General features: G+C 45.4%; 12 protein-coding genes. 1 reads left to right on the top strand and 11 read right to left on the bottom strand.

Translation table 11 applies throughout. The annotated features are described in order from the left end of the window. Nucleotides 1-330: 330 nt before the first annotated feature. The 6 genes from guaB to groES form a co-directional block, all read right to left on the bottom strand. Nucleotides 331-1,785 carry an IMP dehydrogenase gene (gene guaB / locus ACLTD4_RS11830; RefSeq protein ID WP_117621233.1) on the bottom strand — a complete coding sequence of 485 codons (1,455 nt, stop codon included), beginning with the start codon at nucleotides 1,783-1,785 and terminating at the stop codon, nucleotides 331-333. A gap of 553 nt (nucleotides 1,786-2,338) precedes the next feature. Continuing rightward, complete coding sequence (locus ACLTD4_RS11825) at nucleotides 2,339-3,196, bottom strand: CPBP family intramembrane glutamic endopeptidase (protein WP_117621234.1); 858 nt, start codon at nucleotides 3,194-3,196, stop codon at nucleotides 2,339-2,341. A gap of 475 nt (nucleotides 3,197-3,671) precedes the next feature. Then, nucleotides 3,672-4,334, bottom strand: coding sequence for a hypothetical protein (locus tag ACLTD4_RS11820; protein ID WP_117621235.1), 663 nt, complete (start codon nucleotides 4,332-4,334; stop codon nucleotides 3,672-3,674). Nucleotides 4,335-4,851: 517 nt separating this feature from the next. Next, nucleotides 4,852-5,361: a DUF6106 family protein gene (locus ACLTD4_RS11815; RefSeq protein WP_117621236.1), complete on the bottom strand. Its 510-nt coding sequence runs from the start codon at nucleotides 5,359-5,361 to the stop codon at nucleotides 4,852-4,854. 291 nt (nucleotides 5,362-5,652) lie between these two features. After that, nucleotides 5,653-7,272, bottom strand: a complete 1,620-nt coding sequence (gene groL, locus ACLTD4_RS11810; RefSeq protein ID WP_117621237.1) for a chaperonin GroEL — start codon at nucleotides 7,270-7,272, stop codon at nucleotides 5,653-5,655. Between the two features lie 71 nt (nucleotides 7,273-7,343). Next, on the bottom strand, nucleotides 7,344-7,634 hold the full coding sequence (gene groES / locus ACLTD4_RS11805; RefSeq protein ID WP_055653743.1) for a co-chaperone GroES: 291 nt from the start codon (nucleotides 7,632-7,634) through the stop codon (nucleotides 7,344-7,346). Nucleotides 7,635-7,898: 264 nt separating this feature from the next. Between groES and ACLTD4_RS11800 the strand changes: the two genes are divergently transcribed. Then, nucleotides 7,899-8,513 carry a hypothetical protein gene (locus ACLTD4_RS11800; RefSeq protein WP_002602647.1) on the top strand — a complete coding sequence of 205 codons (615 nt, stop codon included), beginning with the start codon at nucleotides 7,899-7,901 and terminating at the stop codon, nucleotides 8,511-8,513. A 176-nt stretch (nucleotides 8,514-8,689) separates the two neighbouring features. Here the strand turns inward: ACLTD4_RS11800 and ACLTD4_RS11795 are convergent, their stop codons facing one another. The 5 genes from ACLTD4_RS11795 to ACLTD4_RS11775 all read right to left on the bottom strand — a co-directional run bounded on the left by ACLTD4_RS11795 (nucleotide 8,690) and on the right by ACLTD4_RS11775 (nucleotide 14,622). After that, nucleotides 8,690-10,219 (bottom strand): hypothetical protein, encoded by a 1,530-nt coding sequence (locus tag ACLTD4_RS11795; RefSeq protein ID WP_412331326.1) that lies wholly within the window; start codon nucleotides 10,217-10,219, stop codon nucleotides 8,690-8,692. 14 nt (nucleotides 10,220-10,233) lie between these two features. Then, nucleotides 10,234-11,763 (bottom strand): tripartite tricarboxylate transporter permease, encoded by a 1,530-nt coding sequence (locus ACLTD4_RS11790; protein WP_055653747.1) that lies wholly within the window; start codon nucleotides 11,761-11,763, stop codon nucleotides 10,234-10,236. A gap of 10 nt (nucleotides 11,764-11,773) precedes the next feature. Further along, nucleotides 11,774-12,217, bottom strand: a complete 444-nt coding sequence (locus ACLTD4_RS11785) for a tripartite tricarboxylate transporter TctB family protein (RefSeq protein WP_117621239.1) — start codon at nucleotides 12,215-12,217, stop codon at nucleotides 11,774-11,776. A gap of 20 nt (nucleotides 12,218-12,237) precedes the next feature. Then, on the bottom strand, nucleotides 12,238-13,323 hold the full coding sequence (locus ACLTD4_RS11780) for a tripartite tricarboxylate transporter substrate binding protein (RefSeq protein WP_055653749.1): 1,086 nt from the start codon (nucleotides 13,321-13,323) through the stop codon (nucleotides 12,238-12,240). 135 nt (nucleotides 13,324-13,458) lie between these two features. Continuing rightward, on the bottom strand, nucleotides 13,459-14,622 hold the full coding sequence (locus tag ACLTD4_RS11775; protein WP_002602642.1) for an ROK family transcriptional regulator: 1,164 nt from the start codon (nucleotides 14,620-14,622) through the stop codon (nucleotides 13,459-13,461). Nucleotides 14,623-14,669: the final 47 nt, after the last annotated feature.

The following is a 14,669-nucleotide window of genomic DNA, read 5'->3' as shown; positions in this document are numbered from 1 at the left end:
ACATTTCAAGGTTTTACCATATTTTCTTTCGTAACTTTATCATGTTTTTTTAGTAAATTAGTCATATGAAAGCCTTTGTATTTATTTGTATATTTTTAATATTCTTTATTGTTTTCAGTATATTGTACATATTTCGTTATCTATCATTATATTTTCGTTATTATTCTGGTATTTCATGATTCTTTCAATTTTATCTTCGCTAAATCGCTCCCTGGATTTTTATGCGATTTTAACACAAAAAAGAAGAGCCTCTGCCTTTCTCAAAACAGAGTCTCTTCCTATTATAATTATACTATTTATAGATATGCCACAATTCCGTCACAACCGATCCTACTCATCAATACTGTAGTTCGGAGCCTCTTTCGTAATATGAATATCATGCGGGTGACTTTCCTTCAGGGATGCTGCGGTAATTTTTACAAATTTAGCTGTTTCCTGAAGTGTCTTAATATCAGAAGCACCACAATAACCCATTCCTGCTCTGAGTCCGCCCAGCATCTGGAATACGGTATCTTCGACGAGACCTTTGTATGCAACACGGCCTTCCACGCCTTCCGGAACCAGTTTTTTGGCATCAGACTGGAAGTAACGGTCCTTGCTTCCGTTCTCCATGGCTGCAATAGACCCCATGCCACGATATACCTTATACTTTCTTCCCTGATACAGCTCAAATGTTCCCGGGCTCTCATCGCATCCTGCAAACATACTACCCATCATGCAGACATTACCGCCCGCTGCGATGGCCTTTGTTAAATCTCCGGAATACTTGATACCACCGTCTGCAATAACTGGAATTCCATATTCTTTCGCTACCGCATAGCAATCCATAACTGCCGTGATCTGCGGCACACCGATACCGGCAACCACACGGGTAGTACAGATAGAACCAGGTCCGATACCGACCTTAATCGCATCTGTACCAGCCTCAATCAGGGCCTTTGCCGCGTCTCCGGTCGCTATGTTTCCAGCGATAACCGGAAGATCCGGGTATGCTTCCTTAATCATGCGTACACAGTTTAGTACGTTGGCGGAATGGCCATGAGCGGAATCCAGGACAATCACATCGACCTTGGAAGCGACCAAAGCGGCCACACGATCCAGAACATTAGCAGTAATTCCGATGGCAGCACCACACAGAAGTCTTCCCTGGCTGTCTTTTGCAGACAACGGATATTTGATCTGCTTTTCAATATCCTTAATTGTAATGAGTCCCTTTAAATTAAAATCTTCATCAACGATCGGAAGCTTTTCCACTCTCGCCTTGGCAAGAATCTTCTTCGCTTCTGTCATGGTAATGCCTTCCTTCGCCGTCACCAGATTTTTGGAAGTCATACACTCTTTAATTTTGCGGGAAAAATCTTCCTCAAATTTTAAATCACGGTTGGTAATGATACCAACCAGCTTTTTGCCCTCTGTAATCGGCACACCGGAAATGCGGAACTTCGCCATCAGCTCGTCCGCATCCTTTAATGTATGTTCTGGGGAAAGATAAAATGGATCCGTAATGACGCCATTCTCCGACCTCTTTACCTTATCAACCTCATCTGCCTGTGCCTGAATCGACATGTTCTTGTGGATAATACCGATACCTCCCTGTCTTGCCATGGCAATTGCCATACGGTGCTCGGTAACCGTATCCATACCAGCACTCATCAGGGGAATGTTCAGCTTGATGGTCTTCGTGAGGTAGGTCGTCAAATCAACCTGATTGGGAATTACTTCTGAATAAGCTGGAACTAAAAGTACGTCGTCAAAAGTAATGCCGTCGCCAATAATTGTACCCATTAATTTTTCCTCTCTTTCTTGTCCTTTTTATTAATGTAACTAATATATTTTTGCTTGTTAGTTACATAGTTTAACAAATTTTGCGTCACTTGTCAACGGACAATTTCAATCTGTTTTCCGTGTGTGAAAGACATAATTTCCAGCGTATTTAATATATTCATCGCGGCTTATAAATTTACATTATTTGGGAGTTTGTAAGGAATACTTTATATTTCTTTTGTTAAGCCCTTTGTTTTTACTTTAAGCTGTATGTTATTAATGATTAATTTTTTTGTGTGGCTTTATATCTTCTATGCTAATTCCAGACCCCTTGTATTTTACCTGCATTTACGTTTCTAGCAACCACGCTTTAAACATGTTTCAACAATATTTGTTTCCCTATATAAGAAAAACTATATTCAGCTCATAGAAGCCAGGGAAAAAACAAGATAAATTCTTCCTGTCCGAATGAGCATGATCATCAAGCGGGCAATGCATAAGTATGTAAACAAATGCACTGCCCGCATTCAAAATTTATCGTTTAATGATGCCATTCCCGATTCGATACGGCTGACTAATTTCCGGAGGGAGAACTGTCTGAATCAGTCTTCTTCTGTTTCCAGATATAGAAAATAAGAACCAACAGAAATGAGAGACTTTGAGCAATTGTGATTCGCACAAACATCAATTCATCAGCGCCTGTATAGGAAGTAACGTGTAAAATATTTACGATTGTATTATTGACAAAATGATCCCCCATAGCCATGTAAAGTGAGCCGGTTAATTTCGTTATCATAGCCGCTTTAAAACCAACAAGACTGCTTGTGATTACCAACATGAAAATGTTGGCCGCCATCCCTCCCATGCTGCTCAAACCGTCATAATAATTGCGAATCGGACCTATGACGTGCCACACACCAAATAAAATGGAGCAAATAATTGCTGCTGCAATAAATTTGTATTTCTGTTGAAGAATTTTTTGAAAAAGTCCTCGATATACGCCTTCCTCCATCAGTACATTAACGATGTTACCAACAATACAAATAAGGAAGAACAGGATACCGGTCTGATTTCCTATATTTTTATCCACAGCATAGCTGCTGACATAAAATTGAAGGGACTGGAAATTCCCCTGCGAAACTGCAATCAGGATTTCTGCCCCATATGCGGCCGCAAACACAGAAATACCAAACAGTAAACCGAATGCAAAATTTTTGAATATACCTTTACGCTTAAATCCAATAAACTCGAAATCAGTAGATAGCATTTTTATTGCAATCCAGAGAATTATGATGCCAGCAATCTTATGTATGATCGCTTCTCCCAATAAGGTCTGATCTGTACGAATCATAAAGTATTCTATCATTCGAAAGATAAAACACAGTATGTAAATTACGAGCACCGATAACAAGGGACTTCTTAGCTTTTTCATGTAGAGCTCCTTCTGCCGTTCGACTTGGATTTATTTGGCCGTCTCACCTGATTTTGAAACGATATGTTTCTTATACTTTATATGTTAATATGGGGCCTGTCAAGCTGTCTTACTTACTCTTGGTTTGTATCTATGAAATTATAGGAAATGCTGTTAGCACATTCGATCTATATTCCATCACCTTTATTTATATATCAGTAAATGTTAACACATAATAACATTTTATTATTTATGATTTGTATTTGATTTATTTAGAAATCTTTTGTTATTGTATATTGCTGGTCTTTATTTTATGCCTTTAAGATCCAAATTAAAAATAAAAGCTTATAATCAAAAATGCAGCCTATTTCGGCACATTTGTCGAAGTAAGCTGCATTCATTTATTTACTGTTTTCTTTTCTAATTATAGTAAGCTCTGTTGTATAACTGATATTCTCTTCATAATCTACTAATTTCTCGTATCTTATGATATAGATCACATATTTACTACTCTTTTCAGCTTCTTTACATCATCTTCCAGTATGCCGACTCGAATTCTTGTCATTTCGATACTTCCCGCTACTCTTATCGCCTCATCCAGTTTTCTATTCAGAATGAAATGTGATTCTGCAATAAGAGCAATACTCGGGCGGATTTCATTTTCAATGGTAAAACGAATCCCCTTCACATTTTCATTTAACTGTTCCATCTTAGCATCAATTCTGCCTTCCATGGTGTTCATATCATTTCTCAGATCTATGATATCAGTCTTTACCACGGTCATATCGCTCTTTACCTCAGTCATATCGCTCTTTAATTCTACAATATCGCTCTTTACCACAGCCATATCGCTCTTCAATTCCACGATATCGCTCTTTACCACAGTCATATCGCTTTTCAGCTCTGCTACATCACTCTTTAACTCCACGATATCACTCTTTACCTCAGCCATATCGCTCTTCAGCTCTGCTACATCACTTTTTAACTCCACGATATCGCTTTTAACCTCAGCCATATCGCTCTTCAGCTCTGCTACATCGCCTTTTAATTCCAAGATATCGCCCTTCATCATAGCCATATCATTTTTCATCACAATTACATTATCATTTATACTCTGAACATTTCCACAGAGTAAATCCAACTTTTCATCTATTGTCATTTCACTCCTCCTATCTTTAGTTTTTACGTCACTCAGATGTTTTCATTATACTGTAAAAGCTTTGCCATTACAAGACTTTTTCTCAATCAATCATACACATCACCAACTCTCCTGAAGCTAAACATAGGATTTTTTTGCGGAAACCGCATTGAAACAAAGAATTTTAGAATTTCACAGGCAAGAAAATGCTGTGGAACTTGTTTTCTATCTTACTATATTCGAATTACACCTGTCAAGCATCGATGTTAAGTTTTACAAAAATTTCTATAAAAATCTCCCATACGCCTTATCAATACATACTTTTTACAAATCATCTACGCTTAATTCGTCCGTAAATATTATCCCCTTCACCAATCCAGCCATTTTAGCTTCACTTCTCCTCCCCCATTCCCAAAGACCACAAAAAAAGGCCAAACACACTCCGCGTCCTAATCCACATCATGTATCTGTCCTTTTCCTTTTACCCTTATAAATCTTATCCTGAAACAAATCCTCAAACGACGTTCCAGGCATCTCCTTAAACGCGGTCCACGATCTTTCGTGGAGCCGTCATCTTCATGCAGTGAAGAAGCTTATCGTTCGGCTCGAAAATAATCTTCATGGATTCACTGCCGGACTGGCTGATCAATGTAAATGTCTTGGCGTCCGAGGTGTGAGAAGAGAAATCCAGAACCTTCATATTATTTGTCTCGTGATCTTTCGCTTCCGTGGAACCGGTAGGCGCAACGATCTGAATCTCATCCATGGAACCTTCCCAGGCTTTTTTTCTCTTGGTCTTCCCGTAAATCCGATCAATCGTCAGCTGATTGCTTACATAGAGGTACTCAAACTCGACTTCGCTGTTGCGGAAGACAAAGTAGGCTGCCGCTGCTGCCGCAAAGAGAACCAGGATTCCGAAAATTCCGAGCAGCGGGGATACAGCAATAAAGAATGCCACCACACATACCAGAACCATCAATACCTTGACAAGCATCATATAAGCTGGTGCTTTTCGTTTTACGAGCCATTCTGCATACATTTCATTCATAGACTGATGTCCTTTCTTCTGTGAAGGGAGATGATATAGTTCACGGTCCGCATCCCCGGAGGGCGATGATCTTACAGGCTGTACTTTCCTGAACAAAGAATCCGGCAAGCCGGACTCGCGCCGGAGCGCGGTCGCTTCAGCAGCCATATTTTCTTAGCGCGTAGTCTGCATCACCCGGAGGGTTTTTGTATCACAGGCTGAACATTCCTATGAAACAAAATAAAGAGGATCTGCAATGCAAGCACTGCAAACCCTCTTTTCATTACGCATGCGTCGCTTTTGCTTCCGTTATTACATCATATCCATTCCGCCTGGAGCCGGAGCTACAGGTGTTTTTTCTTTTATATTAGCAACAACGGATTCAGTTGTCAATAAGGTAGATGCAACACTGTTCGCATTCTGTAATGCGCTTCTCGTAACCTTGGTCGGATCCAGGATACCAGCCTCGATCATGTCTACATATTCTTCCTTATAAGCATCAAAGCCTGTGCCAACCGGAGCCTCTTTTACCTTGCTGATAATAACGGCGCCTTCCAGACCTGCGTTTGCCACAATGTGGTATAACGGAGCCTCCAGAGCCTTAAAGATAATCTTTGCACCTGTCTTTTCTTCGCCATCCAGACTGTCAATTACTTTCTGAACGTCCTTCATAGCATGGATATAAGCGGAACCGCCGCCGGCGATAACGCCCTCTTCTACGGCTGCTCTTGCTGCGGATAAAGCATCTTCCATACGAAGCTTTGCTTCCTTCATCTCGGTCTCGGTAGCCGCACCTACACGGATAACAGCAACACCGCCGGATAACTTCGCAAGTCTTTCCTGTAATTTTTCTTTATCAAAATCAGATGTAGTCTCTTCAATCTGACCCTTGATCTGGCCGATTCTTGCTTCGATCTCGTCTCTGCTGCCTTCGCCGTCCACGATAATGGTATTTTCCTTCTGAACCTTAACGGATTTCGCACGTCCAAGCATATCCATTGTGGTGCTCTTTAATTCATAGCCTAACTCTTCGGAAATTACCTTGCCGCCTGTTAAGATAGCGATATCCTGAAGCATCTCTTTTCTTCTGTCGCCGTAGCCAGGAGCCTTAACAGCTACTACATTGAAGGTACCTCTTAATTTGTTTACGATTAATGTGGTCAGAGCCTCGCCCTCGATGTCCTCTGCAATGATTAAGAGTCTTGCGCCGGACTGTACAACCTGCTCTAATAATGGAAGAATTTCCTGAATGTTGGAAATCTTCTTATCTGTAATGAGGATATACGGATCGTCTAAGTTGGCTTCCATCTTCTCCATGTCGGTGCACATATAAGCGGAAACGTATCCTCTGTCAAACTGCATACCTTCTACTAAGTCTAACTCAGTCTTCATGGTCTTGGATTCTTCAATGGTGATGACACCGTTGTTGGAAACCTTCTCCATCGCATCGGCTACCATCTCGCCGACTCCATCGTCTGCTGCGGAGATCGCCGCTACTCTCGCGATAGAAGCTTTGCCCTTAATCGGCTCGCTCATCTTTGCAATCGCTTCTACAGCTGCCTCAGTAGCTTTTCTCATACCCTTTCTTAAAACGATCGGGTTAGCGCCTGCAGCAACGTTCTTCATGCCTTCATTGATCATCGCCTGGGCCAGTACCGTCGCTGTAGTAGTACCATCACCAGCTACGTCGTTGGTCTTTGTCGCAACTTCTTTCACAAGCTGTGCGCCCATGTTCTCATATGGATCTTCCAGCTCGATCTCTTTTGCAATGGTCACACCATCATTAGTGATCAGCGGAGCGCCAAAGGATTTGTCAAGAACAACGTTTCTTCCTTTCGGTCCCAATGTTACACGAACTGTGTCTGCTAACTGATTTACGCCGGCTTCCAGTGCTTTTCTGGCGTCTACACCATATTTAATCTGCTTTGCCATGATTTCATTCCTCCAGTTTCTTTCTATCTATCGTTTTTGTTATGATTTCGGTATTGCCTTAGGGATACGGTTTATTCGATCACAGCCAGGATATCGTTCTGCTTTACGATAACCAGCTTGTCATTTTCGCTTTCGCCTTCCACTTCGGTTCCTGAATACTTGGAAAAGATTACTTTATCGCCGACCTTTACCTGCATGGTTACTTCCTTGCCATCAACCAGGCCGCCTGGTCCAACTGCGATTACTTCCGCCTGCTGCGGTTTTTCTTTTGCCTGACCCGGTAAAACGATACCGGATTTCGTCGTTTCCTCTGCAACCAATGGTTTTAATACTACCCTGTCAAATAATGGTACTAATTTCATTGCAATTCCTCCTCATACTGTTTCTATTGATTCTTTCTTTTTGTTTCGCAATGGAAACTTCTTTTATTCACATACTAAGTTATATCACTCATTATTAGCACTGTCAATAGTTGAGTGCTAATTTTATATTTTTTTTACAATTTCATTCCATAACTGAGAGCATTTTCCCGTTCCTACATAGTTTATAGAAATTTTCTTATTATATACCTTTATTTTTTTCTTTATAAGTATTACAATAAGAATCAAATGAAAGGAGTGTTTCACATGGCAAAAAAGGGTAATGGTTTTGGGAAATTAGTGGCTTTCGCCACCATCGCGGGTGCCGTTGCGGCCGGTATCTCTTATTTTACGAAATATAAATCTTTCCATAAAGAACTGGAAGAAGATTTTCATGATTTTGAAGATGACGGGAATGATGACATTTCCAAGATTGACAGCACAATGAACAGGAACTACGTATCCCTTCACGCAGACAAAGATGAATTCAAGGTAGCCGCAGCCGATATGGCCGACGCAGCCAAGGATGCAGCTTCTGCCGCGAAGAACCTCGTGAAAGACGCAGCCAGCATCGTGAACAGTACGGCCAGGGAAGCCGCTTCCGCAGTTGCCGACACTGCCAAGGATATGCTTGATTCCGCTATGGACCGTTCAGAGGACGACGAGGAAGAAGAAGATATTACCGAAGACGGCGGGCTCGACTACGCAGCCGGCGCCACAGAAGGGTTCAAAGAAGAACCGGAGCAGGCCGCAGATACAGAAGATAAAGAAGCAGACTCAGAAGAAGTCGAAGAGATATATGAGGGAACCGGAGATGCACTGAAGAAATTTGCCGCAGAGGAATCCACTACCATTGTGGAAGACACGGCAGACGAACCATAATGAATTAAAATCAGCCAACCGGTAATCAGACGGCGCAGAGTGGTATTCCATTCTGCGCCATTAAATTTACATTTTAAGTTTACATATTAATAAGAAAGAGTCCCGAAAAGTGAATGCCACTCTCACGATTCCATTTCCAGGAATCCGCCTTCACTCTTAGGAACTCTTTTTATCTGTTATTCCCGCACAAAAATCGGGGAAACCCAGGCGGTGTCTCCATTTCTCAAGTGTACCCGGAGCCGGTAGCAGCTTCCCGCCTCCAGTGTCACCTTCTTTTCATACTTCATCGTATACGCCTCTTCCGGCACTGCCTGACGAATTCTGGTCTTATAGGCGTTGTGCCAGTAGAAATCATCGCGGTAGTGTTCCACATTTCCAAAGACCTCTGCGGCCAGATCCATGCTCTCCTGATACTGGGCGAGAATTCTCGAGGATTTCATCAATTCCTTAAGCGTAAAGCGGTAGACGTAGCGGTCCACCTTCAGCACGATCTCATCCTCCGGCTTTCCCTCCACTTCAAATACAAAGCCTTCCTTTACAACTGTACTCGGTCCCATCCAGTGGCCTGTGGTGGTGCTCATATAGGTAATCATATGGAATTCACAGGATTTCTCCGTCACATTGCAGAGCTCCTGACCAAAGCTGTTAAAGCATTTCTGCACCGAGCAGAGACGGCCCGGAACCTCCAGAGACCCATCCCATGTTTTCGTCAGACGGTCCGTATAAAACTTGGGATTCGGCCCCCAGCCAAACTCCACTGCAAACTTATACTTTCTTACGCCGGTATACTCAGTCTCTTCCCAGGTTCCCGCATGAACCGCCATGGTATCCAGAACATTGTCCCGAAGGATCTCTACCCGGTCAATGGCGTCCGCCGCCTCAATGGCAAATGAAAGCGTCCCCTCTCCCGGCTTCACCACAGACCCCATCGGGCTTCCGTTTATGGTAAAGTCAATATCCATACGGCTTCTGCTGACGCCATATACCCGGCGGTTTAACAGGCCTTCCCAGATCGCCTCCTTTGAGCCGTCCGCTACCAGCACGCACATGGTTCCATGATCGTGAACTGCCGGTACGTTGTGGTTGTCTCCAGAGGCAATCATACCGACCAGATACCCCTTCTCGATCCCCCTCTCATAGCAGGTCTCTCCGGTTCTCGGCCCCATGTGGAGATGGCGCTCCATATCAAAAGGGCCTGTATCATTTTCACTGCAGCCATGGCTGGAATAGATCTCAGCAAAGGGAGAGAAAGCTTCCCGGTGCGTCTCCCAGTTTTTTCCCCTGCTGCCCAGCTGGTAGGCCACATGGTGGGGGATGGCTATCGCCGTCCTGTCCTTATACGCCTGATAGAGTTCCTCGTACCGCATGGGATGGAGCATCGGCTGCTCATTATCCAGAAAGAACACATTATGGTCTCCGTCTTCTCCGGAGCCCTGCCACTCATAGCCCATAAACATCGGATAACCGGCTTCGTTTTGCTGTTTTACCGCCTCGCGGAGCTGTTCCCAGTCCTGTTCAATCTGTTCCCTGTCATATAAATCCTCCAGGCCTGCCCCTGTTTCGGTACGCTTCATATAAAAGGGATAGTAGGCGACCGGCCAGAAATCAACAGTCTTTTTGGCGTGTTCTATCCATTGGTTCAGTTCTCCCATCTGATTGTGATGAATATTGCTGTGTAAATCCGTCCATAGTTTTTTGTAATGCATAGTGGTTCCTTTCCTTACTTCTCCGTATTTTCTCCGTATTTTTTCAGAAATTCTGCTTCCATGCTCCGCTGCTTTTTGTCGTTCTTCTTTAAAAGCCAGATCAGAACAAAGGTCAGAATAATAAACGCCAGACAGATTGGGCGTTTAAAGAATATGGTCCAGGAGCCGTCTGAAAGGACCAGGGAATTTCTTAAGTTGGCCTCTGCGATGGGGCCAAGAACGATTCCGAGAATAATCGGAACGGGAGGCAGTTCCACCTTCTGCATGAAATAAGCGATACAGCCGAAAATCAGCATGACCCTCACGTCAAAGGAAGAATTCGCCAGTGAAAATGCTCCCGTACAGCAGATAACAACCAGAAGCGCCGTCAGAAGCTCCTGCGGAATGTGTGTGATTTTTACGAACAGGGGAAGCAGATATTTTCCCTGTAAAAACATCACAATCTGAGAAATCACACAGCCGATCAAAATGGCATAAACGACCGGACCCGAAGTGGAAAACAGCTTCGGACCAACCACCAGACCATGCATGGTAAATGCGCCCAACAGCGTGGCTGCCACCGCATCTCCCGGAATTCCCAGTGTAAGCAGCGGAATCAGCGTGGCCGCGGTCGCCCCGTTGTTGGCGGACTCCGGCGCGGCGATTCCCTTTAATTCTCCCTCACCAAACTTCTCTTCCGATTTTGCGCAGCGTTTGGCCTCATTATAAGCGATATAGGAGGCGATCGCCCCGCCCGTGCCCGGAATGGCTCCGATAAACGCTCCGATCGCGGAGGATTTCAGCATAGTGGGAACGGTACTCTTTAATTCGCCAAGCGTCAGGCGGTCCGAGGGATCTGCCTTCTTCAGTTCTGTGCCCGCTTCCTCTTCTTCCGTGCCGTTTACACGGCTGATCATCTGTGCAATCGCGTAAACGCCCAGTAAAACGGCCAGCATTTTGATTCCGTTATACATCTGTAGACTGCCGAAGGTAAAACGGGTGACGCCGCTGACAGCATCGATTCCCACCGTGGCGATCAGTACGCCGAAAGCCCCGCTGATCACACCCTTTAAGATGCTTCTTCCGCTGACTGAAGCGATAACGGACAGCCCGAACACCGCCAGGGCAAAGTACTCCGGTGCTCCGAAATGGATGGCGATTTTGCTGATCTGCGGCGCGAAAAACAGGAGGCACAACGCACTCACCAGTCCGCCAAAGGTGGACGCCGCCAGGGCCATGTCCAGGGCCTTCCTGGTCTTTCCCTTTTTCGACAGGGGATATCCGTCCAGCAGGGTGGCTGCCGCTGCGTTCGTTCCCGGCGTATTGATCAGAATCGCCGTTATGGAGCCTCCGAAATTCGAGCCGAAAAAGATGGCAGTCAGCATCAGCAGGGCTGGAACACTGCCTAATTTAAACGTAAATGGAATCAGAACGGTAATGGCCAGATTGCCATTCAGCCCTGGTATGGAGCCGAAAATGATTCCGATAAAAATCCCCAGGTTTACAAATACAAAGTTCTCCAGAGTAAACAGCTGGGGCAGTGCCTGAAATATAATTTCCTTCATTTGCGGCCTCCTACTTCAGTCTCACGTGAAGTACCTGCGTAAACAGCAGATACAGGACGAAAACCGTGATAATTACGATTATATAATACAGCTTCTTTTTACTCCTTGTAAAAAGCAGGGTTGCGGCTCCCAGGAATATGGAAGCCACAATAAAGCTGTAGTCAAACAGGATCACATAGATCCCAAACACCGCCATGTAAAGGAACGCCTTGCCTTCTTTTGCCAGATTCAGTTCCCGGACCGTGTCCTTCTTTAAGATGAGGCTCTGGACGATCAGCGCCGCGCCGCATACGATAAACAGAATGGCTGCTCCGCCGGGAACGGCCCTGGAAGTCAGGCTGTTTCCTGACGAATATTCTGTACCTATCTGAGCCGGAATCAGCCAGAGGACTGCCAGGCCGAAGATCACGCTTACGATTCCGGCCCACAGATTTGTCCTGTACTTCACTTTCATATCGCTTTCTCCCCGCCTTATTAGTGATAATATTTTTCGTAGATTTCCTGACACATTTTTGCGGAATCCTCAATCATGGCACGGACGGTCTCGCCGTCGGCAATATCCGGGACGTATTTTGCACTCTCGGCCAGTTTCTTACATTCCTCTGTTTCCGTATAGGCCTGAATCATGTCATGAATCTGATCCAGAGCCGCCTGATCCGCTCCCTTTTTCGCCATCAGGAAGTTGCAGGATTTGAACTGAATATCATATCCCAAATCCACGACGGACGGAACGGTAAAACCTTCGAAACCTTCATAGGCGTCCGCTGAAAATACCACGATGGGAACGGCCGTCCCCTCTTCGATAAACTGCTGACAGGCGCTGGCATTGCCGATGGCGCAGACTACGTCACCGGAGGTCAGGGCCAGCATATCCTTATTCGTTCCGTCCGATGTCACGGACTCCGCGTTTAAGCCCGCTTCTCCGAACAGCGCCGTGCCCAGCATATGAGTCGTTCCTCCAGGTGTATTGGAGCCGAACAGAATCCGCTCCTTCTCTCCATAGGCCTTCAGTTCCTCCCAGTTATGGATGCCGCTCTTCTCCGGGTTCACACAGAGTACAAAATCCTCAGATACCATGCCGGATACAATGGCGAAATCGTCAAGACTGACCTTAATATCCTGATTAAAGAGAGGCGCCAGTGTAAAGAGCGCGATTCCAGACGTCATCAGCTCGCAGGGATCTGCGTCCTTGGCAAGAAGATCATTGGCTGCAATAGCTCCTGACGCTCCGGTCAGATTATTAATCATAACCGTCGTTCCCGTGCTCTGCTGAATTCCCTGTCCCAAAATCCTCGTGATCGTGTCCATGGTTCCCCCTGCTGCATTGGGAACACGGATCGTAATGTCATGGTCCGGCTTCCAGCTGCCAGCCGGCACGGCGGCGCTGTCGGCGGCTCCACTCTCATTGTCCTTAGACACACTCTCATTGGATGCCCCCTCTTTGGCTGCCTCCTTCTGTGTCTCAGAAGGATTCTTCGCTCCGCTCTGGCTGGCGCATCCCATAACCGACGCTGCCATAACTCCCGCAAGTACCAATGCCATCAAATTTCTTCTTTTCATTTGCTGCCTCTCCTTTTCATATAATTTCATTTTGAAATTAATTAGTTAAATTTTTAAGACACACCCCGTTGTCTTTTTATCATTATATCACATCTCTATATTATTTCAATATGAAATTATATTTTTTTATTGAGTTTAGACAATAATCTCCAGAGCCCGCTCCACAGACAGTCTGGCAATGCTATCTTCAATGCGGACATTTTTCGTTTCTCTCACCATCCAGCAGTTGTCGGCAATCTCCTCCGTAAAGGCCAGTTCCTTCGTCTTCTGCTTCAAACGCTCCAGAATCCCATCGACGCTCTCGAACAGATCGCCATACAACACAAGCGTTCCGGGGTTCACAACCAGAAGAATCTGATTAATGCCGATCGCCAGCTTGTCAATGGCATCCTTAAGGACCGCGGCCGCAGCCTTCTCTCCCTCGCCAGCCAGTCTGCATATCTCCGGCAGCTCCAGCCGTTTCCCGCTGGCTTCAAAGTACGCCTCTTCCATGGCCGGCTTCGACACATACGATTCCAAATGTCCTCTTTTTCCGCAGGCGCACCGTCTTCCTCCGCTCTCCACGAGGATGTGGGCGAACTTACCTGCCATGCTGTTCTCGCCGTCGATCACCTGGCCATTGCAGATAATGCTGCCTCCGACGCCGTCGGAAATGTAGAGATACACCAGGTTCCGGTTGGTACCGCTCAAGTCCAGATACTGCCCTTTTAAGTCGGCAATCACGTTATTTTCCACGAGAATCTCACAGTCATACCGCGCTCCCATGTATTCCTTTACATGGATCTCCTCTCCTGAGTCGGGTGAATAGATTACGCTTCCCTTTCCTTCGTTTACCGTTCCGCGGGAGGCAATACCAATGGCAAGAAGGTGTTTCTTCTCAATACCTGCAGTCTCTAAGCAGTCCTGGACGGCATGTTCCATCAGGCTTAAGAGCTGATCCCCCTTCGTTTTCCCTAAAAGCCTTATCTCACCGGAATGCACCGGTTCTCCTCCCAGGTTCCTGATACAGTAGTAAAGCCTCGATCTGCTTAAATTCATTCCGACGCTGTAATAGGCATTCTTTTTGACGCAGAGCATAACCGGTCTGCGTCCCATATGGGTCTGTTCAGTGCCTTCCTCACATATAAGCCCCTCCCGCAGCAGCTCCTCCACTACCCGCGTGACAGACGGTGCAGAAAGGCCCAGGCGCTTCTCCAGCTGTTTTCTGGAAATGCCTTCATGATTTAAAATTTCGCGAAATACGCGAACCCTGTTTCTGGATTTCATCTGAGATTTTCCGGTGTTTTCAATGCGAAGCATAGGACAAGCCTCCTTTCCTGACTATAGTACTCCCGGGAGCACTATCA

The sequence above is a fragment of the Hungatella sp. genome (assembly GCF_046966825.1).
Note: the sequence above shows the minus strand (reverse complement) of the source record. Positions and strands in the feature narration are given on the sequence as shown.

What these genes read in the sequence shown, in the direction of transcription:
- guaB (WP_117621233.1), bottom strand. Translation starts at nt 1,785, where the DNA reads ATGGGTACAATTATTGGCGACGGCATTACTTTTGACGACGTACTTTTA.
- ACLTD4_RS11825 (WP_117621234.1), bottom strand. Translation starts at nt 3,196, where the DNA reads ATGAAAAAGCTAAGAAGTCCCTTGTTATCGGTGCTCGTAATTTACATA.
- ACLTD4_RS11820 (WP_117621235.1), bottom strand. Translation starts at nt 4,334, where the DNA reads ATGACAATAGATGAAAAGTTGGATTTACTCTGTGGAAATGTTCAGAGT.
- ACLTD4_RS11815 (WP_117621236.1), bottom strand. Translation starts at nt 5,361, where the DNA reads ATGAATGAAATGTATGCAGAATGGCTCGTAAAACGAAAAGCACCAGCT.
- groL (WP_117621237.1), bottom strand. Translation starts at nt 7,272, where the DNA reads ATGGCAAAGCAGATTAAATATGGTGTAGACGCCAGAAAAGCACTGGAA.
- groES (WP_055653743.1), bottom strand. Translation starts at nt 7,634, where the DNA reads ATGAAATTAGTACCATTATTTGACAGGGTAGTATTAAAACCATTGGTT.
- ACLTD4_RS11800 (WP_002602647.1), top strand. Translation starts at nt 7,899, where the DNA reads ATGGCAAAAAAGGGTAATGGTTTTGGGAAATTAGTGGCTTTCGCCACC.
- ACLTD4_RS11795 (WP_412331326.1), bottom strand. Translation starts at nt 10,219, where the DNA reads ATGCATTACAAAAAACTATGGACGGATTTACACAGCAATATTCATCAC.
- ACLTD4_RS11790 (WP_055653747.1), bottom strand. Translation starts at nt 11,763, where the DNA reads ATGAAGGAAATTATATTTCAGGCACTGCCCCAGCTGTTTACTCTGGAG.
- ACLTD4_RS11785 (WP_117621239.1), bottom strand. Translation starts at nt 12,217, where the DNA reads ATGAAAGTGAAGTACAGGACAAATCTGTGGGCCGGAATCGTAAGCGTG.
- ACLTD4_RS11780 (WP_055653749.1), bottom strand. Translation starts at nt 13,323, where the DNA reads ATGAAAAGAAGAAATTTGATGGCATTGGTACTTGCGGGAGTTATGGCA.
- ACLTD4_RS11775 (WP_002602642.1), bottom strand. Translation starts at nt 14,622, where the DNA reads ATGCTTCGCATTGAAAACACCGGAAAATCTCAGATGAAATCCAGAAAC.